Below are 17760 nucleotides of genomic sequence, written 5' to 3'. Positions count from 1 at the left end.
TGACCGTGGTAGCCAATACTGCTCGCGCGAGCACCGCGCCCTGTTGGAGCAATACGCTTTGATCGCCAGCATGAGTGCCAGAGGCAACTGCTACGACAACGCAGCAATGGAGAGTTGGAACCACAGTCTGAAGGTCGAGGCCATCCATGGTGAACACCTCGCCACACGGGAGCAGGCCAAGGCTCATGTGTTTGACTACATTGAGGTTGACTACAATCGGATCCGGCTGCACTCGACCCTGGGCTACCTCAGCCCAGAGCAGTACGAGCTGGCCAATGTCGCTTAGATAGGTGTCCGTAAATCAGGGGCAAGATCACAAACGGTGTGTCCGCGATGAGGAACACCGGCGCGAAGTCCGCCAGCGTGTAACTGAGGCCGGGATAGAGCAGCGTATTGGTCACGTGCGAGGAGATGACCAGCATCAGCGTGTAGCCGTCGGCCGGCGACCGCTTGAGCTCGGCCGTGGCGATGGTGCTGTTGGCGCCGGGCTTGTTGTCGACCACGACCGGCTGCGGCCAGCTCTTGGACAGCTCCGCCGCCATCAGGCGGGCCACCGTGTCGTTGGCGCCGCCGGGTGCCATGCCGACGATCAGCCGCACCGGCTTGGCCGGATAGTCGTCCGCGGCGGCATGCGCCGACGCCGCAAAGGCGCACGCGAGCAGCACCAGGCCGCGTGCGATGAACCGGGCAAATGTCTCCATGCTGCGTGTCTCCTGGGATGTTTGTGGATGCATCCTAGGACGCCGCTTCCATCCAGTGGATGGATAATTTTTCTAGGAATATCGAAAACTTCGATGAATTCCGGCGTACCTGCCCGCACGGCAGCGGCCGTCAGCCGAGCCGGGTCTCGATTTTCTGCACCGCCTGCGGAAAATGCTCGCGCAGCAACGCGACGAATGCCTGCACCGCGAGCGATTCGGTCGCCTCGCGCCGCTGCGCCAGGCAGATGGCGCGCTCGTTGAGCGGCAGCGTCAGTGGTATCGCCCGCAGTCCGGTCGAGCGGAACTGGTAGAGCGCCAGAGTCGGCGCGATGGTCACGCCCAGGCCGGCGGCGACGAAGCCTGCCGCCGTCGAGAGGCTGTTGACATGCCGCGAGCGGCGCCACTGCTGCGGATAGATGGCCGCGTCGAGGTGCTGGCTGATGCTGCTGTTGCTCTCGAAGCCAACGATCGGAACGTCCACCACGTCCTGCACCGACAGGCGCTTGCGCTGCGCCAGCCGGTGGCCCGGCGGGCAGATGAAGAAGAACGTGTCGTGCGCGAGCACGTCGATGGAGATGTCGGATCTCGGCGATGCCGCCGCACACAAGGCGAAATCGACCTTGCGGTCGCGCACCATCTCCAGGCAGACCGTGCTGGCCACGTCCTGCACCTGCACCGCGATGCCGGGATAGTCGCGGCCGAAGCGGGCGATCAGCGCGGGCAGGATGCCCGAGGCGATCGACGGCAGGGCGGCCACCGTCACCCGCCCCTTGCGCCGTTCGACATGGTCCTTGATCTCGGCCAGCGCACGCTCGGTCTCGGGCAGCAGATGGCACACGGTGCCGAGGAAGACCTGTCCTTCGGCCGTGAGCTCCACGTTGCGCGTGCTGCGCGAGAAGAGCCGCACGCCGAGGTCGGCCTCCAGGTTGGCGATGAGCGCGCTGAAGGCGCTCTGCGTCAGACAGCAGTGCTCCGCCGCGCGGGTGAAGCTGCGCAGGTCCGCCAGGGCCATGAAGGCCCGCATGTGGCGCAGCGAGAGGTTCATCCGGCGACGAAGCTGCCGGACGCGCCGCCGTGCTTCTCCAGCACGCGCACCGCGTCGATGACCATGCCGCGGTCCACCGTTTTGCACATGTCGTAGACGGTCAGCAGCGCGGTCTGCACCGCAGCCAGCGCCTCGATCTCCACGCCGGTCGGGCCGACCGTCTCGACCGTGGCGGTGCAGGTCACGGCCGGCGCGGGCGTGTCCTCGGTGTCGAACGCGATCGCCACGCGCGTGAGTGCCAGCGGGTGGCACAGCGGCACCAGGTCGCTGGCCTTCTTGGCGGCCTGGATGCCGGCGATGCGGGCGATGCCCAGCACGTCGCCCTTCTTCGCCGTGCCCGAGCGCACCAGTGCGAGCGTGGCCGGCTGCATGCAGATGCGGCCGTGGGCCACGGCGGTGCGGCGGGTGGCGGGCTTGCCGGCCACGTCGACCATGTGGGCCCGGCCCTCGGCGTCGAAATGGGTGAGCGGGGGGGAAAGATCGGCAGTCATGCGCGGATTGTGGCGGCAGCCGCCCGACTTCCGTGCTACGTTCCGCGCAGCAGCCCATCCGTGCCACCCATGACCCTTCCACCCTCCCCGCGCCTTCCCGTCATCCTCTGCGGCGGCTCCGGCACGCGGCTGTGGCCGCTGTCGCGCAGATCTTGGCCCAAGCAGTTCGTGCCGCTGATCCAGGACAAGAGCCTGCTGCAGCTTACGCTGGAGCGGGTCGCCGGGCTCGCCGGCCGGCCGCAGGAGGCGATCTGCGTGGCCGCCGAGGAGTACCGCTTCGCCGTGGCCGACACGCAGCGCGCCGCCGGCCTGCCCGGCCCCATCCTGCTGGAGCCCGCCGCGCGCAACACCGCGCCGGCGATGGCGCTGGCCGCGCTGTCGGTCGCGCCGGACGCCCTGCTGCTGTTCTGCCCGGCCGACCACCACATCCCCGATGCCGAAGCCTTCGCCGCCATGGTCGAGCAGGGCCGTGCGGCGGCCGAGGGCGGCGCCATCGTCACCTTCGGCGTAGTGCCGAGCTTTCCGAGCACGGCCTACGGCTACATCCGCTACGGCGCCCTGCGAGCGGACGGCGCGGGCCGGCAGGTCGAGCGCTTCATCGAGAAACCGGCCGAGGCCGCCGCCCAGGCGCTGCTGCTCGAAGGCCGCGTGCTGTGGAACGCCGGCATCTTCCTCTGCCGCGCGAAGGCGCTGATCGATGCGCTGGCGGCGCACGCGCCCGACATCCTCGCCCCCTGCCGCCGTGCCATGGAAGGCGCCACGCGCGACGGCAGCTTCGTGCGGCCCGATGCCGCCGCATTCACCGCCGCGCGCAGCGAGAGCATCAACTACGCGGTGATGGAGCACCATGCGGACATCGCCGTGGTGCCGTTCACCGGCGCCTGGAGCGACGTCGGCAGCTGGAACGCCGTGGCCGCGCTGACGCCGGCCGACGCCGACGGCAACCGCATCGCCGGCCGTGGGCTGGCGGTGGACTCCCAGGGCACCTACATCCATGCGCCGCACCGCACCGTGGTGGCCCTGGGCGTGCGCGACCTGCTGGTGGTGGACACGCCCGACGCACTGCTGGTGGCGGCGCGCAGCCATGCCGAGCAGGTGAAGCATGTGGTCGCCGCGCTGGAGACGCGCGGCGACGCCGCAGCCCTGGTGCACCGCCGCGTGGCCCGCCCCTGGGGCTGGTACGACGGCGTGGACGCGGGCGAGCGCTTCCAGGTCAAGCGCATCGGCGTCAAGCCCGGCGCGGCACTGAGTTTGCAGAAGCACCACCACCGCGCCGAGCACTGGATCGTCGTGCGCGGCACGGCCGAGGTCACGCGCGACGGCGAGACCTTCCTGCTGACGGAGAACCAGTCCACCTACATCCCGCTGGGCGCGGTGCACCGGCTGCGCAACCCCGGCGCGATCGAGCTGGAAATCATCGAGGTACAGTCGGGCAGCTACCTCGGCGAGGACGACATCGTGCGCTACGAGGACAGTTACGGCCGGAAATAGAGAACGTTCGGCGCGCTGCAGCATCATAGGCAGATGGCTTTCCGCAGCAGCATCCCCCGGCTCCGCACGCTGGCGCTCGCGCTGAGCCTGGCCGTCTCGCCCACGCTGCCGCAGGCGCAGCTGCCCAACATGGGCGACAACAGCGACATGACCACCGGCGACGCACGCCGGCTGGGCGACCGCATCGCGCGCGAGCTGTACCGCGACCCGGACTACCTCGACGACGCCGTCCTCACGGAATACGTGCAGGGCATCTGGCAGCCGCTGCCGGCGGCCGCGCGCATGCGCGGCGAGATCACGCCCGAGATCGACGAGCGCTTCGCCTGGGAGATCCTGCTGAGCCGCGACCGCGCGATCAACGCCTTCGCCCGGCCCGGCGGCTACCTCGGCGTGTTCCTCGGGCTGATCGGCCTCGTGTCCACGCGCGACGAACTGGCCTCGGTGCTGGCGCACGAACTCAGCCACGTCACCCAGCGCCACATCCAGCGGCTGATGACCCGGCAGTCGCGCCAGATGCCGCTGATGCTGGCCTCCATGATCCTCGGCGCGCTGGCCGCCTCCAGGAGCCCGCAGGCGGCCAATGCACTCATCGTCGGCGGCCAGGCCGCGGCGATGCAGAGCCAGCTCAACTTCTCGCGCGACATGGAGCGCGAGGCCGACCGCATCGGCTACGGCGTGGCCACGCAGGCGGGCTTCGCGCCGGAGGGATTCGTCAGCATGTTCGACAAGCTGCAGCAGGCCTCGCGCATCAATGACAACAGCTCCTTTCCCTACCTGCGCAACCACCCGCTGACCACCGAGCGCATGGCCGACATGCAGTCGCGCGCCCATTTCCACGCGCCCGGCGCCGGCGCCAGCAACGGCGCGCCCACGCTGGAGCACGCGCTGGTGGCCGCGCGCGCCCGGGTGCTCAGCGACGTCGGCGTGGACACGCTGCGCAGCTGGGCGGCCGAGCCTGACGGCAGCAGCTTCGCGTCGCAGCCGCAGGCGCGGCGCGCGGCGGTGCTGTACGCGGCGGCGCTGGCCGCCTCGCGCCAGCGCGACCCGGCCGCGGCGCGGCGCCACGTGGCGCGGCTGCTGCCCGAGGTGCAGGCCGACTCCGCCGCCGCGCGCCAGGCCTACCTGCTGGGCGCCGAGATCGACCTGGCCGCTGGCGACCCGGCCGCCGCGCTGGCGCGCCTGCCGGTGGGCAGGGCGAAGCAGCGGCCGGAGCTGACGCTGTCGACCCAGGCGCTGCTGGGCTTGAAGCGCGGCGGCGAGGCCGTCGCGCCGCTGCAGACCTGGGTGGCCGAGCATCCGCGCGATGCCGGCGCCTGGATGCTGCTGGCTGGCGCCTGCCAGGCCGCGGGGCAGCCGCTGCGGGCGATCCGGGCCGAGGCCGAATCGCACGCCGCCCACCTGGACTTCGCCGCGGCGGTGGACCGCTTCAAGGCCGGCCAGGATCTCTCGCGCCGACTCGGCACTGCGGGCGGCGACTACATCGAGGCGTCGATCATCGACACCCGGCTGCGCGAGACCCAGTCACGCCTTCGCGAACAGGCCTCCGAGCGCAGCCTCGATTAGCACGCCGAGCGCCGAGTAGATCAGCGAGCCGATCAGCGCGGCCACGAAGCCCTGCACCGCGAAGCCCTGCAGCACGCCCGAGGCGGCCCAGAACAGCAGCGCGTTGATGACGAAGAGGAACAGCCCCAGCGTCACGATCGTGACCGGCAGCGTGAGCACCACTAGGATCGGCCGCAGGATCACGTTGAACAGCCCGATCACAAAGGCGGCCACCAGCGCCGAGCCGAAGCTCGCGACCTGCACGCCGCTGTAGATGTAGGCCACGGCGAGCAGGGCGACGGCGCTCAGCAGCCATTTCAGGATGAGTTTCATGGCGGGCAGCATAGCAAGCCCGCCCTGCAAACTGAAAGCAGATGCAAGCCTTCCGGCGGCGGACGGCTTCCGCGGCCCGCGGTGGCGAGGGCGCTCAGTCCCCGGCCAGCAGCAGCACGGCTCCCAGGCCGGCCACCGCGCCCGGCACCTGCCAGCGCTTGCTTTCCTGCTCCTGCCGGGCCGCAGCCGCCTGCTCCGCGGTGACCGGCTGCAGGTCCTGGCCGAACTTCGGACGCCGCGCGTCGAGCACGCGCGCCGCGCCGTGCTCGGCCTTCAGGCGCCCGGTCAGCTCCGGCAGCGGGCCGCGGGCCAGCACCGGCGTCACCGTCTCGCCGCGCTGCTCCAGCCACGGCACGAGTTCGCCGAACAGCTTGTCAGCCCACTTGGCGCGCCAGCTCTCGCGGGCGCTGTGGCTCACCCACTTGCTGATGCGGTGCGTCATGCGCGGGGCGCAGGCCACCAGCACCCAGTGCGTCGCACGGTTGAGGGGAGTATCCCCGGCATGCGCCATCGGGCACAGCTGCTGCTGCGCATACCCGGCGTCGTCCACGTACACGATGATCTTTTCCATGGCAGCTCTCCTCGTCAGGGTGAAGGAAGGGTCGGAAGAAGAAGAAGAAGATGACGATCGCATGCGCGGCGTCAGCTGGTGCGCTGTGCGGTTTCGGTGGAGGACGGCCCCTCCCCGTGGCGGGACGCGGGCACATCCTTCGGCGCCTGGGCGCGGCGGCGGCTCACCAGCCAGGCGGTGCCCAGCACGGCGACCACGGCCAGAGCCTCGACCGCCCAGCGCAGCGCCTGCTCGGGCGCCTCGCGGGTGCCGAACACGCCGGCGAGCACCGGCTCGGAGACGATCATCTTCGCAGCGGTGTAGGCCAGCACGCCGGCGCCGATGTACATGATGGCCGGGAAGCGCTCGACCAGCTTGAGCACGAGCGTGCTGCCGAAGACCACGATCGGGATGCTGATGAGCAGGCCGATCACGACGAGGTCGAACGCGCCGTGGGCAGCGCCGGCCACGCCGAGCACGTTGTCGATGCCCATGAGCGCATCGGCCACGATGATGGTCTTCATCGCACCCCAGAAGGTGGTGGCGGTCGGGCCGTGCGCGCCGCCGCCGTCGTCGCCGCTGGCCACGAGCTTGTAGGCGATCCACAGCAGGCCGAGGCCGCCGACGAGCAGCAGGCCCGGTATCTTGAGCAGCCAGACCACGCCGATGGTCATGACGGAGCGCACCACGACGGCACCAACGGTGCCCCAGCTGATGGCTTTCTTCTGCAGATGCTGCGGCAGCGCGCGGGCCGCCAGCGCGATCACGATCGCGTTGTCACCGGCGAGGACGAGGTCGATGAGGATGATGGCCAGCAGCGCGGACCACCAGGGGGCGGACATGAATTCCATGAACGAGCTCCGAGTCGTGAGTCATATCGATCAACAACCGGATGCGGGCCGGGCGGATGTGCCGCGCGGCGGCCCCGCGAACGGGGGCCGGAACGCACGAGCGCACTTCGACCAAACCTGCATCAGGTTCCAATCGAAGGTCTTGCTCGGCATGGAGTCATGCTGATATTCGTTATGCCCAGCAAGCCGGAAGTTGTGACTTCGTATTGACGACTTGCCGATACTGCCGGCTGCCGATGCCGTGGGAGGCACCTCCTTGCGGCGGCCGGAAGCGGGAGCTACTCCCCTTCGTGAGGCGGATTGGAACACGGTTTTCGCACCGGCTGCAAGTCGGGTATCCCGGACGGCCGCGCGGTCGCCGGGCCCGGGTCTATGATCCACCCCCCTTGGCGCTACCGCATCCATGGCAGGCATCCACACCACCGACATCGAGGCCGCGATCAATTTCTGGCGCGCCCGCCGGCCGTCGCCCGACGGCATCACGCTCGCGCCCGAGCTGCGCGCGCTGGCCGAGGTGTATGCGCGCATGGTCTACCGCCACGAGAGCGAGGCCGCCGAGGAGGCCTTCGCGCCCGAAGCCTACGCCGCCTGGCTCGCCTGGTACGAGAGCACGCCCGACACGCCCTGCATCGCGATCTGCTCGACCAGCCAGGGCGACGAGCTCTGCAAGGGCTGCGGCCGCACGTTCGAGGAGGTGCAGCGCTGGCCCGGCATGTCGCCGGCCGAAAAGCGCGCGACCTGGCACCGCATCACCCTCGAAGGCGATGCCTGGCGGTTCAACCGCTATGCGGAGCGCGCAGCCGAAGGGCGCGGCGGCCGGGAGCCTGCGTCGGCATAGGCGACCTCGAACATCGTGCGCCGGGTGTTGGTGAAATGCGGCCGGGCGATGTCGCTCCAGGCCGTGGCGCGCACCGCGAGCCAGGGCGCCGACGTGAGCGCGGCATCGGTCACCAGGTCGTAGCAGGCCAGCGAGAGCGGCCCGTGGCCGCGGTTGAGGAAGCGCATCGCCCGGACGTTGCCCGGCACCGCGGCCAGCCCGGGCATGTGCTCAGTGTCGTACCAGCGGCCGATCTCGTCGAACCAGCCCTCCTCCGGATCGGTCTCGACCACGTAGTGGAACAGCGGCTGCGCCCCGGCGGAGGCGCCGGGCACGTCGAACACCGGCTCCAGCGGCGACACGCGCAGCGCCTCGGCCGTGCTGGCGTGCCGCGCGAACGCGGCGGCCAGCGCATCGCCGGCGTCCGCCGCCGCTGCGCGCACATACGCGTAGGCCTCGCCCGTCGATGCGGCCCAGGCGGCGCGGTGCAGCCGGGCACCGACCGTGTCGGCTGCCGCCTGCGCCGCCGCATGCAGCCCGTCGATCCGCGGCAGCCGGGCCTGCAGCAGCCACCATGCGTCGGCTGCCATCAGTAGCCCACCTGAAGCGCTTCGAGGAAGCGCGAGACCATGTTGTAGGCCGCGACGGTGGCCGTGAGGTCCACCAGCTGCTGGCCGGCGAAGTGCGCGCGCACGCCGTCGAACACCGCGTCGGGCACCTGGATCGCGCGCGTCATCGACTCGGCATAGGCCAGCGCGGCCCGCTCGGCCGGGCCGAGCGGCAGGTCGGCCGGCAGCTCGGCCATACGCATCGCGTCGACCGTGGCCTGCGGCACGCCGGCGGCCAGCGCATGCGGCACGTGGGCATCGAATTCGTACGGCGCCCGGTTCAGGGTGGCCACCCGCAGGATCAGCAACTCGCGCAGCCCGGCGGGCAGGCTGTTGCGGTTGCGCACGGCCGAGAGCATCTGCTCCCAGCCGTGGGCGACCGGCGGGCTCTGCAGTAGCACCTGGTAGAGCGGCGAGATGCGGCCGCGCTCGGCCAGGATGCGGGATTCGAGACCGGCGAGTTCGGGGCGGCTCCCCGGTGCGATGGGTTCGATGCGCATGGCGGCTCGGTCAATCGGGCTTGATGTTCTTGGAGCGCACGACCTTGCCCCACTTGGCGGCGTCGCGGCGCAGCACGGCGGCCAGGTCGGCCGGCGCGAGCCAGCGCGGCTCCGAGCCCGCGGCGGCCAGGCGGTCGGCCACCGCCTTGTCGGCCAGCGTGCGGCGCACAGCCTGGCTCACGCGCTCGATCTCGGCGGCCGGCACCTTGGCGCCGGCGAAGAGGCCGTACCAGTTGTCCGAATCGACGCCGTGCAGGCCCATTTCCTCGAAGGTGCGCACGTCCGGCAGCAGCGGGCTGCGGGCCGGCGCGGCGATGCCGATGGCCCGCAGCTTGCCGGCCTTGATGTGCGGCAGGACGCCGGCGATGTCGCCGAAGAAGGCGTCCACATGGCCGGCCATCACATCGGCGATGGCCGGCGCGGCGCCCTTGTACGGCACGTGGGTGAACGGTGCGCCCGAGACGTCGCGCAGCAGTTCGGCCGCCAGGTGCGGCACGCTGCCGGTGCCCGACGAGGCGAAGGTGGCGGCCGTGCCGCTCTTCTTCGCGGCATCGACCAGCTCGCGGGCGGAGGCTGCCTTGGTCTTCGGGCCCACCACCAGCACCTCGACATTGCTGACCACCATGGCCACCGGCGCCAGGTCGCGCACGGGATCGTAGGCGAGCTTCTCGTAGAGCGACGGATTGATCGCCACCGCGCCCACGCTGGTGAGCCAGAGCGTGCGGGCATCGGGAGCGGCCCGCACCACGAACTCGGCCGCGATGGCACCGTTGGCGCCGGCCCGGTTCTCGATGATGACCGAATCGCCCAGTTCCCTGGCCAGCCGGTCGGACAGCGCGCGGGCCACGAAATCCACCGGCCCGCCGGGCGGAAAGGCGACGACCAGGCGGGTGATGTGGCCGCCCTGAGCCTGGGCGGCCGACACGGCAGCCGCCAGCGCGGCGCTGGAGCCGAGCGCCAACAGGCGGCGGCGGTTGAGGGTGTGCATGGTGGGTCTCCGTTGTTGTGATGTAGCGATCTACCCGCAGCGCACCGACATGCCGCCGTCCACGACGATCTCGGTGCCGGTGACGAAGCGGGCCTCGTCGCTCGCGAGGAACAGCGCCGCATGCGCCGTGTCGCGCCCGTCGCCCATGAAGGGCAGCGGAATGCGCGCCTGCCGCTGGGCCAGCAGCGCGTCCACGTCGCCGCCGGCGCGCTGGCCGGCGAGCCGCACCTCGACCATCGGCGTGTGCAGCTGGCCCGGCACGACGGTGTTGACGCGCACGCGCTGCGGCGCGTACTGCACCGCGAGCACGCGCGAGAACTGGATCACCGCCGCCTTGGTCGCCGCATAGGCCACCTGCGCCGCGCCGGTCCAGCGCAGCCCCGAAGTCGACGAAATGTTGACGATGGCCGCACCGTTCTCGTTGCGCACCAGGTGCGGCAGCGCGTGCTTGCACAGCAGGAAAACGCTGGTGAGGTTGTGGTCGATCTGCGCGTCCCAGACCTCCTCGCTCATCTCCTCGGGACCGCCCTTGGCCGAGCCGCCGACGTTGTTGACCAGCACGTCGATGCGGCCGAAGCGCTCGACGCAGGCCTGCACGGCCGCGGCCACGGCGGCGCCCGAGGTCACGTCGCACTGCGCGCTGTGCAGTTCGCCGCCGGCGGCGCGCACGCGCTCGGCCGTCTCTTTCAGGCGGGTCAGGTCGCGGTCCAGGCCGAAGACCCGGGCGCCTTCGCGGGCGAACAGCGCGGCCATCGCGCGGCCGTTGCCCCAGCCGGGGCCGACCGAGCCGGCGCCGGTGATCAGGGCGACCTTGCCGGCCAGGCGGCCGGCGCCGGCCGGCAGCGGCGAGACGGCGTCGTCGAAGGAGGGAGTCGTCGTCATGGGGATGCTCAGCCGATGAAGCGGTAGAAGCGCTGCGGGTTGTCCACCAGCAGCTGCCGGCGCAGCGCCGCGGTCGGTGCGATCTGCTCCAGCGCATCGACGAGCAGGCCGTCGTCGGGGATGTGGGTGTGGTTCGGATGCGGCCAGTCGGTGCCCCAGAAGCAGCGCTCGGGCGCGGCCTCCAGCAGCCGCCGTGCGAGCGCCGTCGCATCGGCATACGGCGGCCGATGCGACGATGCAAGGCGGCTGTTGCGGTCCGCGCCGCTGAGCTTGACGTGGAACAGCGGGTTGCGCAGCAGCGCGGCCAATGCGCGGAAGTCGGCATGGTCGGCGCCGAGCGATGCGTCGACGCGGCCGAAGTGGTCGATCACCACCGGCACGGCCGACTGCGCGAGCACGGGCCCGAGCGTGTGCACCAGGCTGCTTTCGAAGTGCACCTGCAGATGCAGGCCCAGCGGCGCGAGCCGGCGCGTGAGCGCGACGACCGCGGCCGGGTCGGCCGACGGCAGGTGGGCCATGAAGTTGAAGCGCACGCCGCGAAAGCCCGCCGCGGCCAGGCGCTGCAGCTCGGTATCGGCCACGTCCACCGGCACCAGCGCGATGCCGAGGTAGCGGCCGCCGCCGGCGGCGATCGCGTCCTCGATCACCGCGTTGTCGAAGCCGTGCACGGCCGACTGCACCAGCACGCAGCGCTCGATGCCGAGCATGCGGTGCAGCGCGAACAGCTGCTCGCGCGTGGCATCCACCGGCGTGAAGCTGCGCTGCGGCGCATACGGAAAGCGGTCGGCCGGGCCGAAGATGTGGCAGTGCGCATCGCAGGCGCCCGGCGGCAGCGCGGGCCGCGGCCGCGACGGATGCGGCAGGTAGGTCTGCACGGGAGAGGACGGGGAAGGCGCTGGCATGCCTGGATTGTGGAAGCCGCTCCTTCGCCGAGCCATAGGTTAGGCTCGATACCAGCTATCGAAAAACTGAATCACCAAGCACTGCCATGGACCTGGGACGATTGGCCTACTTCGCCGGCGTGGCCGAAGCCGGCAGCTTCAGCCGCGGCGCGGCCACGCTGCACCTGTCGCAGCCGGCGCTGAGCCGGCAGGTGCAGCTGCTGGAGGAGGAGCTGGGCCAGCGCCTGCTGGTGCGCACCGGCCGCGGCGTGGAGCCGACCGAGGCCGGCGTGGCATTGCTGGCGCATGCGCGCGCCATCTTCGACCTGGCCGAGAAGGCCCGCGTGGACCTGGCCGAGCGCCAGGCGAGCCCGCGCGGGCAGGTCACGGTCGGCCTGCCGCCGCGCGTGGCCTATGCGCTGGCGGCCGACCTGGTGGAGCGCTTCCGCGTCGCCTATCCCGATGCGGTCATCAGCGTGCAGGAGGGCCTGAGCATGCGGCTGCGCGAATGGCTGGTGGCCGGGCGGCTCGACATGGCGCTGCTGTTCGACCCGCCCTATGCCGCGGCGCTGCAGTACGAGACGCTGGCGCGCGAGCCGGTGGTGGTGGTGTCGGCCGAACCGCTGCCGGCGCGCATGCGGGTGGCCGACCTGTCGAACCTCGCGCTCGTGCTGCCGAGCGGGCCGAACGCGCTGCGCCGGCTGATCGAGGAACAGGCCCGCCCGCGCGGCGTGGCGCTGCGGGTGGTGGCCGAGGTGGATTCGGTGCGCACCGTGCTGTCGCTGGTGGAGCGCGGCGTGGGCGCCACGGTGCTGCCGCGCAGCGGGCTCACGCTGTGGAGCGGCGCGCGGGCGCCACAGGTGGCCGCGCTGTACGGCCCGGCCGTGCGCAACCGCGTGGTGCTGGCCACGCCGCTGGCCCGGCCGATCACGCGCACCGTGCGCCATGCGACGCAGCTGCTGCGCGAGCTGGCGACCGCCTACCACGCGCCAGCTGCGCCCAAGTCGTCAAACTAGCCGGAGTAGGGCCCCAGAGCGACTTCTCGCTGCGCGCTAGCGGCCTATACCCCTACTTCCAACGGACGCATTCGATATCGACCGCGCCCCGGTTGGAGCCCAGCGTGAGCACGCCCTCCTGGATCGTGGCCTGCAGCTGCATGCTGCGCTCGGCCAGGCCGGCCAGGGCCTGCGCGGCTTCGGTCGGCACGCGCCAGACCTGCAGCCGGTCGAGCCGGGAGAGCTTGTTCTCGATGCCCTTCCACCAGACTTCGGCTGCGTGGTTGAACGCATAGACGATGACGCTGTCGGCCTTGCTGCAGGCCTTGGACAGCGGCTTGTCCTCGGGCTGGCCGACCTCGATCCACAGGCGCTTGCGGCCGGTGAAGTCGGTCAGCGAGGCATCCGGGTCGTCGGGGTCGGACAGGCCGGCGCCGAAGGCCAGCGTGCCGTCGCCGCCGCAGGTGTCGTGCAGTTCGTGGGCCTGCAGCGCCAGCGCGGCCAGGCGGACCATCATGCGTTCGTCGGTCTCGCTCGGATGGCGCGCGAGCGTGAGCGCATGGTCGGCGTAGTAGCCGTGGTCGATGTCGGCGATCGCGAGGTTCGCCTTGAAGATGATGGATTTGAGGGCCATGCGGCAGCGGTTCGTCGTGCGGGAAACCCGCGACGATACCGCGCTACAGCCACGGTATCTGCTCGCGCCGGTAGCGGAAGGTCTGGAACACGCTGTTGAGCAGCCCCGGGCCGGTGGCGCGGGCCTCGGCGTCGGGGTATTCGGCGAACCAGGGGATCACGTATTCCCACACGACCTCGCCGGCCGGCGTGACCTCGAACAGCCGCCCCGTGGCCGATTCGGTGATGTGGGTGTTGCCGTTCCACAGCCGCTGCGCATTGCCCATGAACGGCGTGTAGAAGGCCTGGACCACCGGGTCGCTGTACGACCAGACGACAGCGCCGGTGGCCGGCTCGATCTCGACGACGCGCGAATAGCTCACGTGGCTGCCGGCGCGGAAGTTGCCGTTGTCGAACACGAGGATGCGGCCGTCGGCCAGCGGCACCGGCGCATGCTGGTGCGACAGCACGTCGGGGCCGATGTGCAGCCGCACGGCACCCGTCGCGCGGTCCACGCCGACCACGCCGCTCGTGGTGCGCAGGCTCAGCAGCACGGTGCCGTCGGCCTGCACGCCCAGGCCGTTGACCAGCGGCCAATGCACCCGGCCGAAGCCCGGGTGGATCGGGAAGCGCTCCGGGTCGAGGTGCTCGGCGGCCCGCCATTCCCAGACCAGGCGGCCGCTGCGGTCCACCTCGCGCACCACGTCGGCGTGCAGCGGCGAGGCCGTGCCGTGGCCGCCGGGCACGCGGGCGGCGAACGCGTCGGGCACCGGTTCGCAGGCGGCATAGAGCAGATGGCCGTCGGGCAGCCAGAGCGCGTCGTGGTGGTGGGCCGGGTCCTGGTAGCGCCAGACGACCTCGCCGCCGGGCGTGACCTCGTAGAAATCGCCGCCGTGCCACATCGACCAGGCCGCATAGCGCGCGGGCGAATCGGCATGGCTGCCGTTGTATCCAAGGTTGCCGTTGGGCAGCAGCACCGCATGGCGGCCCGGGCGCACCGGCAGCTGCCACTGGTGGGCGACGGCGCCGTCGGCATCGACGAGCCAGACCCGGCCGCCGCCGGTCTGCGGCGCGATCAGCGTGTAGCCGCCGGCGTCGCGCTGCGCGTCGCGCGCAATGAGGCCGGTGCCGCGGCGGCGCTGGGTGATCTGGTCGACGCTGGTGGCGGGGAGTTCGGACGTGGTCATGGCGCGGAATTCTCGGCACCGGCGGCCACATGTGCTTATGCCGAATCCATGTTTGGCGCCGGCGCGGGGCCGTCCAAGAATGGCCGGTTCCCCCGCCCATCAGGAGAGGAAGGCACCGTGCAGACGAATCGCAGAACCATCCACCGCGCCCTGCTGGCCCTGGCCGGCGCACCGGCGCTGGCATCGCGCGGCGCATTCGCGCAGCAGCAGCAACAGCCGCCATCGGCTCCGCAGGAGTTCCGCGTCGGCTTCCAGAAGGGCTCGGCGCTGTTGCTGCTGGTGCGCAAGCGGCCGTCGCTGGAGACGCGGCTCAGGCCGCTGGGTGTGCAGAGCGTGAAGTGGGTCGAGTTCCAGTTCGGCCCGCCGATGCTGGAGGCGCTGGGCCACGGCGCGATCGACATCGGCTCGGTCGGCGACACGCCGCCGATCTTCGCCCAGGCCGGCGGCTCCGACATCGTCTACGTGGCCGGCACGCCCTCGGCCCAGCATGCGGTGCTGGTGCCGCGCGACTCGCCGGTGCGCTCGCTGGCCGACCTCAAGGGCAGGCGCGTGGCCTTCGGCCGCGGCTCGAGCGCGCACAACGTGGCGATCAAGGCCTTGGCGCTGGCCGGCCTCACGCTCAAGGACGTGGTGCCGACCTACCTTGCGCCGGCCGATGCGACGGCGGCCTTCAACGGCGGCAACATCGATGCCTGGGTGGTCTGGGATCCGTACTACGCGATCGCCGAGCGGCACTATGGCGCGCGCGTGCTCGCAGACACGTCGGACCGCCGGCTCGCGAGTTCGTCCTACTACCTCGCGCACCGCCCGTTCGCCGGGAAGCACCCGGCGGTGATCACAGCCGCGGTCGACGAGATCCGCCAGGTGACCGAATGGGCCGGCGCCCACCGCGCCGACCTGGCCGCGCTGGCGGCCGAGGCCACGGGCATCGATGCGCCGACCTGGCAGGCCGCGTTCGCGCGCGCGGAATTCTCCGTCGGCCCGCTGACCGACGCCCAGATCGCTCAGCAGCAGGAGCTCGCCGACAACTTCTATGCGCTCGGCATCGTTCCGAAGAAGTTCACGGTGCGCGACATCGTGTGGAAGGCGCCCGCCGCGAAGGGCTGAGCGTCAGACCCTGCGGGCCAGTTCCGCAGCCTTGCCGACGTAGGCGGCCGGCGTGAGTGCGAGCAGGCGCGCCTTCTCGGCCTCGGGAATCTCCAGCGAGCGGATCAGCCCATGCAGCGCCTCGCGCGTGACGGCCTTGCCGCGCGTGACCTCCTTGAGCTTCTCGTAGGCGCCCGGCACGCCGAAGCGGCGCATCACCGTCTGGATCGGCTCGGCCAGCACTTCCCAGGCCGCGTCGAGGTCGCGGGCCAGCGCCTCCTCGTTGAGTTCGAGCTTGTTCAGACCGGTGAGCAGCGACTGGTAGGCCAGCACCGCATAGCCCAGCGCCACGCCGATGTTGCGCACCACGGTGGAGTCGGTCAGGTCGCGCTGCCAGCGGCTCACCGGCAGTTTTTCGCTCAGGTGGCGCAGGAGGGCGTTGGCCAGGCCCAGGTTGCCTTCGGCGTTCTCGAAGTCGATCGGGTTGACCTTGTGCGGCATCGTCGAGGAGCCGATCTCGCCGGCCTTCAGGCGCTGCTTGAAGTAGCCGAGGCTGATGTAGCCCCAGATGTCGCGCGACAGGTCCACGAGGATGGTGTCGGTGCGGGCCACGGCGTCGAAGAATTCGGCCATGTAGTCGTGCGGCTCGATCTGGATGCTGTAGGGCTGGAAGTTCAGGCCCAGCCCCAGCGGCTCGGGCGTCTCGACGACCCTGCGGCTGAAGTTCTCCCAGTCGAACTCCGGCCAGGCCGAGACGTGGGCGTTGTAGTTGCCGACGGCGCCGTTCATCTTGGCCAGCAGCTTGACGCCGGCGATCCTCTCGCGCGCGGCGACCAGGCGCACCACGACGTTGGCCAGTTCCTTGCCGACGGTCGTGGGGCTGGCCGTCTGGCCGTGGGTGCGCGCGAGCAGCGGCACGGCGGCATGGGCATGGGCCAGCTCGCGCAGGCGGGTGATGATGGCGTCGAGCGCGGGCAGCAGCACCTGGTCGCGGCCGGCCTTGATCTGCAGGGCGTGGCTGGTGTTGTTGATGTCCTCGCTGGTGCAGGCGAAATGCACAAACTCGGCGGCCGCCTGCAGCTCGGGCCGGGCTTCGAACTTGGACTTGATCCAGTATTCGACGGCCTTGACGTCGTGGTTGGTGGTCTTCTCGATCTCCTTGATGGCCGTGGCGTCGGCGGCGGAGAAGTTCTTGACCAGACCCAGCAGGTAGGTGCGCGCGCCGGGCGACAGCGGCTTGAACTCGGCGAAGCCGGCGTCCGACAGCGCGATGAACCAGGCCACCTCGACCTGCACGCGGCGGTGCATGTAGCCCTGTTCGCTCATGAGGGGGCGCAGGAGGGCGAGCTTGGCGGCGTAGCGGCCATCCAGCGGCGACAGGGCGGAAACGGGGGTGAAGCTCATCCCCGGATTGTAGGAGGTGGCCGGCGGCCGGCCGATAGAATCGACGCTCCCGCGCCGCCCGTCCCCGCTGGCCTGCGCCAGCTCTCGCCCCCACCGCCATGAAGCTCATCGGTTCCCGCTCCAGCCCCTATGCGCGCAAGGTGCGCGTGGTCATGGCAGAGAAGAAACTCGACTACCAGTTCATCGAAGAGAACCCCTGGGAAGCGGCGCCGCAGCTGGCCGCGGCCAATCCGCTGGGCCAGGCTCCCTGCCTGGTGATGGAAGGCGGCGAGGCGGTGTTCGATTCGCGCGTGATCGTGGCATACCTCGACACGCTCTCGCCCGTGGGCAAGCTGATCCCGCCCGGCGGCCGCGAGCGCACCGAAGTCAAGACCTGGGAAGCACTGGCCGACGGCGTGGTCGACGCCGGCGTGGCTGCCCGGCTCGAAGCGACCTGGCCCGGCCGTGCCGAGGGCGAGCGCAGCCCGGCCTGGATCGACCGCCAGACCGGCAAGATCGACGCCGGCCTCAAGGCCATCAGCCTGGGCCTGGGCGACAAGCCCTGGTGCGCGGGCATCCACCTGTCGCTGGCCGACGTGGCCGTGGGCTGCGCGCTGGCCTGGATCACGTTCCGCCATCCGCAGATCGGCTGGCGCGATGCGCATCCAAACCTGGTACGCCTGCTCGACAAGCTGGAGCAGCGCCAGAGCTTCAAGGATACCCTCCCCGGTTAAGGCTGGCAGCGCACGGAAAACGTGCGCCTGCAAGGCATACCCCCTGTTCAGCAATGCCCGGACGCACACGGGCTCCGGACGGC

21 protein-coding genes are annotated in these 17760 nt (G+C 70.9%); 7 read left to right on the top strand and 14 right to left on the bottom strand.

Annotated features, from left to right (window positions below):
- On the top strand, positions 1 to 286 hold a 286-nt coding region (locus GAK38_RS11475), incomplete at its 5' end, for an IS3 family transposase (RefSeq protein WP_291783619.1).
- On the opposite strand, the gene GAK38_RS11470 is transcribed toward GAK38_RS11475, so the two are convergent.
- The 3 genes from GAK38_RS11470 to moaC all read right to left on the bottom strand — a co-directional run bounded on the left by GAK38_RS11470 (position 249) and on the right by moaC (position 2237).
- Positions 249 to 701, bottom strand: coding sequence for a tripartite tricarboxylate transporter substrate-binding protein (locus tag GAK38_RS11470; protein ID WP_325344211.1), 453 nt, complete (start codon positions 699 to 701; stop codon positions 249 to 251). The two genes, GAK38_RS11475 and GAK38_RS11470, sit on opposite strands and share 38 nt — an antisense overlap.
- 130 nt (positions 702 to 831) lie before the next feature.
- The gene (locus GAK38_RS11465) at positions 832 to 1746 is read right to left on the bottom strand and encodes a LysR family transcriptional regulator (protein WP_325344209.1); all 915 of its coding nucleotides are present in this window, start codon (positions 1744 to 1746) and stop codon (positions 832 to 834) included.
- On the bottom strand, positions 1743 to 2237 hold the full coding sequence (gene moaC, locus GAK38_RS11460; protein ID WP_325344207.1) for a cyclic pyranopterin monophosphate synthase MoaC: 495 nt from the start codon (positions 2235 to 2237) through the stop codon (positions 1743 to 1745). The genes GAK38_RS11465 and moaC overlap by 4 nt, the downstream gene beginning before the upstream one ends.
- Before the next feature lie 69 nt (positions 2238 to 2306).
- Between moaC and GAK38_RS11455 the strand changes: the two genes are divergently transcribed.
- A complete protein-coding gene (locus tag GAK38_RS11455; protein WP_325344205.1) occupies positions 2307 to 3728 on the top strand; it encodes a mannose-1-phosphate guanylyltransferase/mannose-6-phosphate isomerase in 1422 nt (473 codons plus the stop codon).
- Positions 3729 to 3761: 33 nt separating this feature from the next.
- On the top strand, positions 3762 to 5291 hold the full coding sequence (locus GAK38_RS11450) for a M48 family metalloprotease (RefSeq protein ID WP_443089199.1): 1530 nt from the start codon (positions 3762 to 3764) through the stop codon (positions 5289 to 5291).
- Here the strand turns inward: GAK38_RS11450 and GAK38_RS11445 are convergent.
- The 3 genes from GAK38_RS11445 to GAK38_RS11435 all read right to left on the bottom strand — a co-directional run bounded on the left by GAK38_RS11445 (position 5250) and on the right by GAK38_RS11435 (position 7004).
- Entirely contained in the window at positions 5250 to 5603 is a 354-nt protein-coding gene (locus GAK38_RS11445; protein ID WP_325344203.1) for a phage holin family protein, read from the bottom strand. The genes GAK38_RS11450 and GAK38_RS11445 overlap by 42 nt on opposite strands.
- A 94-nt stretch (positions 5604 to 5697) precedes the next feature.
- Positions 5698 to 6174 carry a hypothetical protein gene (locus tag GAK38_RS11440; RefSeq protein WP_325344201.1) on the bottom strand — a complete coding sequence of 159 codons (477 nt, stop codon included), beginning with the start codon at positions 6172 to 6174 and terminating at the stop codon, positions 5698 to 5700.
- A 71-nt stretch (positions 6175 to 6245) separates the two neighbouring features.
- The gene (locus GAK38_RS11435; protein ID WP_325344199.1) at positions 6246 to 7004 is read right to left on the bottom strand and encodes a TerC family protein; all 759 of its coding nucleotides are present in this window, start codon (positions 7002 to 7004) and stop codon (positions 6246 to 6248) included.
- A 403-nt stretch (positions 7005 to 7407) separates the two neighbouring features.
- On the opposite strand from GAK38_RS11435, the gene GAK38_RS11430 reads away from it, so the two are divergent.
- Positions 7408 to 7842 (top strand): DUF3717 domain-containing protein, encoded by a 435-nt coding sequence (locus GAK38_RS11430; protein WP_325344197.1) that lies wholly within the window; start codon positions 7408 to 7410, stop codon positions 7840 to 7842.
- On the opposite strand, the gene GAK38_RS11425 is transcribed toward GAK38_RS11430, so the two are convergent.
- The 5 genes from GAK38_RS11425 to GAK38_RS11405 are packed head-to-tail and all read right to left on the bottom strand — an operon-like array spanning position 7788 to position 11701.
- Positions 7788 to 8411, bottom strand: coding sequence for a hypothetical protein (locus GAK38_RS11425; protein WP_325344196.1), 624 nt, complete (start codon positions 8409 to 8411; stop codon positions 7788 to 7790). The two genes, GAK38_RS11430 and GAK38_RS11425, sit on opposite strands and share 55 nt — an antisense overlap.
- Positions 8411 to 8929: a carboxymuconolactone decarboxylase family protein gene (locus GAK38_RS11420; protein ID WP_325344195.1), complete on the bottom strand. Its 519-nt coding sequence runs from the start codon at positions 8927 to 8929 to the stop codon at positions 8411 to 8413. The genes GAK38_RS11425 and GAK38_RS11420 overlap by 1 nt, the downstream gene beginning before the upstream one ends.
- 10 nt (positions 8930 to 8939) lie before the next feature.
- Positions 8940 to 9917 (bottom strand): Bug family tripartite tricarboxylate transporter substrate binding protein, encoded by a 978-nt coding sequence (locus GAK38_RS11415; protein ID WP_325344193.1) that lies wholly within the window; start codon positions 9915 to 9917, stop codon positions 8940 to 8942.
- A 30-nt stretch (positions 9918 to 9947) separates the two neighbouring features.
- Positions 9948 to 10799 carry an SDR family NAD(P)-dependent oxidoreductase gene (locus GAK38_RS11410; RefSeq protein WP_325344191.1) on the bottom strand — a complete coding sequence of 284 codons (852 nt, stop codon included), beginning with the start codon at positions 10797 to 10799 and terminating at the stop codon, positions 9948 to 9950.
- A gap of 8 nt (positions 10800 to 10807) precedes the next feature.
- Complete coding sequence (locus GAK38_RS11405; protein WP_325344188.1) at positions 10808 to 11701, bottom strand: amidohydrolase family protein; 894 nt, start codon at positions 11699 to 11701, stop codon at positions 10808 to 10810.
- A gap of 86 nt (positions 11702 to 11787) precedes the next feature.
- Here GAK38_RS11405 and GAK38_RS11400 point away from each other — a divergent pair, with 86 nt between their 5' ends.
- Complete coding sequence (locus GAK38_RS11400; protein WP_325344187.1) at positions 11788 to 12696, top strand: LysR substrate-binding domain-containing protein; 909 nt, start codon at positions 11788 to 11790, stop codon at positions 12694 to 12696.
- A 52-nt stretch (positions 12697 to 12748) separates the two neighbouring features.
- Here GAK38_RS11400 and GAK38_RS11395 read toward each other — a convergent pair whose 3' ends face one another.
- Both GAK38_RS11395 and GAK38_RS11390 read right to left on the bottom strand, forming a co-directional pair.
- Positions 12749 to 13309: a YaeQ family protein gene (locus GAK38_RS11395; RefSeq protein WP_325344186.1), complete on the bottom strand. Its 561-nt coding sequence runs from the start codon at positions 13307 to 13309 to the stop codon at positions 12749 to 12751.
- Between the two features lie 43 nt (positions 13310 to 13352).
- Positions 13353 to 14474: an aryl-sulfate sulfotransferase gene (locus GAK38_RS11390; RefSeq protein WP_325344185.1), complete on the bottom strand. Its 1122-nt coding sequence runs from the start codon at positions 14472 to 14474 to the stop codon at positions 13353 to 13355.
- Between the two features lie 117 nt (positions 14475 to 14591).
- Between GAK38_RS11390 and GAK38_RS11385 the strand changes: the two genes are divergently transcribed.
- Positions 14592 to 15581 carry an aliphatic sulfonate ABC transporter substrate-binding protein gene (locus tag GAK38_RS11385; RefSeq protein WP_325344183.1) on the top strand — a complete coding sequence of 330 codons (990 nt, stop codon included), beginning with the start codon at positions 14592 to 14594 and terminating at the stop codon, positions 15579 to 15581.
- A gap of 3 nt (positions 15582 to 15584) precedes the next feature.
- Here the strand turns inward: GAK38_RS11385 and purB are convergent, their stop codons facing one another.
- Positions 15585 to 16964, bottom strand: a complete 1380-nt coding sequence (gene purB / locus GAK38_RS11380) for an adenylosuccinate lyase (RefSeq protein ID WP_325344181.1) — start codon at positions 16962 to 16964, stop codon at positions 15585 to 15587.
- A 98-nt stretch (positions 16965 to 17062) separates the two neighbouring features.
- On the opposite strand from purB, the gene GAK38_RS11375 reads away from it, so the two are divergent.
- The gene (locus GAK38_RS11375) at positions 17063 to 17677 is read left to right on the top strand and encodes a glutathione S-transferase family protein (protein WP_325344179.1); all 615 of its coding nucleotides are present in this window, start codon (positions 17063 to 17065) and stop codon (positions 17675 to 17677) included.
- The last annotated feature ends 83 nt before the right edge of the window (positions 17678 to 17760 follow it).

Origin of the sequence: Xylophilus sp., from assembly GCA_009914555.1 — a bacterium.
GTDB lineage: Bacteria > Pseudomonadota > Gammaproteobacteria > Burkholderiales > Burkholderiaceae_C > WNDY01.
The sequence above is the reverse complement of the archived record's forward strand: the minus strand, read 5'-3'. Positions and strand labels throughout refer to the sequence as shown.

What these genes read in the sequence shown, in the direction of transcription:
- GAK38_RS11465 (WP_325344209.1), bottom strand. Translation starts at nt 1,746, where the DNA reads ATGAACCTCTCGCTGCGCCACATGCGGGCCTTCATGGCCCTGGCGGAC.
- GAK38_RS11415 (WP_325344193.1), bottom strand. Translation starts at nt 9,917, where the DNA reads ATGCACACCCTCAACCGCCGCCGCCTGTTGGCGCTCGGCTCCAGCGCC.
- GAK38_RS11400 (WP_325344187.1), top strand. Translation starts at nt 11,788, where the DNA reads ATGGACCTGGGACGATTGGCCTACTTCGCCGGCGTGGCCGAAGCCGGC.
- GAK38_RS11375 (WP_325344179.1), top strand. Translation starts at nt 17,063, where the DNA reads ATGAAGCTCATCGGTTCCCGCTCCAGCCCCTATGCGCGCAAGGTGCGC.
- GAK38_RS11450 (WP_443089199.1), top strand. Translation starts at nt 3,762, where the DNA reads ATGGCTTTCCGCAGCAGCATCCCCCGGCTCCGCACGCTGGCGCTCGCG.
- GAK38_RS11440 (WP_325344201.1), bottom strand. Translation starts at nt 6,174, where the DNA reads ATGGAAAAGATCATCGTGTACGTGGACGACGCCGGGTATGCGCAGCAG.
- GAK38_RS11420 (WP_325344195.1), bottom strand. Translation starts at nt 8,929, where the DNA reads ATGCGCATCGAACCCATCGCACCGGGGAGCCGCCCCGAACTCGCCGGT.
- GAK38_RS11445 (WP_325344203.1), bottom strand. Translation starts at nt 5,603, where the DNA reads ATGAAACTCATCCTGAAATGGCTGCTGAGCGCCGTCGCCCTGCTCGCC.
- GAK38_RS11410 (WP_325344191.1), bottom strand. Translation starts at nt 10,799, where the DNA reads ATGACGACGACTCCCTCCTTCGACGACGCCGTCTCGCCGCTGCCGGCC.
- GAK38_RS11435 (WP_325344199.1), bottom strand. Translation starts at nt 7,004, where the DNA reads ATGGAATTCATGTCCGCCCCCTGGTGGTCCGCGCTGCTGGCCATCATC.
- GAK38_RS11470 (WP_325344211.1), bottom strand. Translation starts at nt 701, where the DNA reads ATGGAGACATTTGCCCGGTTCATCGCACGCGGCCTGGTGCTGCTCGCG.
- purB (WP_325344181.1), bottom strand. Translation starts at nt 16,964, where the DNA reads ATGAGCTTCACCCCCGTTTCCGCCCTGTCGCCGCTGGATGGCCGCTAC.
- GAK38_RS11405 (WP_325344188.1), bottom strand. Translation starts at nt 11,701, where the DNA reads ATGCCAGCGCCTTCCCCGTCCTCTCCCGTGCAGACCTACCTGCCGCAT.
- GAK38_RS11395 (WP_325344186.1), bottom strand. Translation starts at nt 13,309, where the DNA reads ATGGCCCTCAAATCCATCATCTTCAAGGCGAACCTCGCGATCGCCGAC.
- GAK38_RS11455 (WP_325344205.1), top strand. Translation starts at nt 2,307, where the DNA reads ATGACCCTTCCACCCTCCCCGCGCCTTCCCGTCATCCTCTGCGGCGGC.
- moaC (WP_325344207.1), bottom strand. Translation starts at nt 2,237, where the DNA reads ATGACTGCCGATCTTTCCCCCCCGCTCACCCATTTCGACGCCGAGGGC.
- GAK38_RS11430 (WP_325344197.1), top strand. Translation starts at nt 7,408, where the DNA reads ATGGCAGGCATCCACACCACCGACATCGAGGCCGCGATCAATTTCTGG.
- GAK38_RS11425 (WP_325344196.1), bottom strand. Translation starts at nt 8,411, where the DNA reads ATGGCAGCCGACGCATGGTGGCTGCTGCAGGCCCGGCTGCCGCGGATC.
- GAK38_RS11390 (WP_325344185.1), bottom strand. Translation starts at nt 14,474, where the DNA reads ATGACCACGTCCGAACTCCCCGCCACCAGCGTCGACCAGATCACCCAG.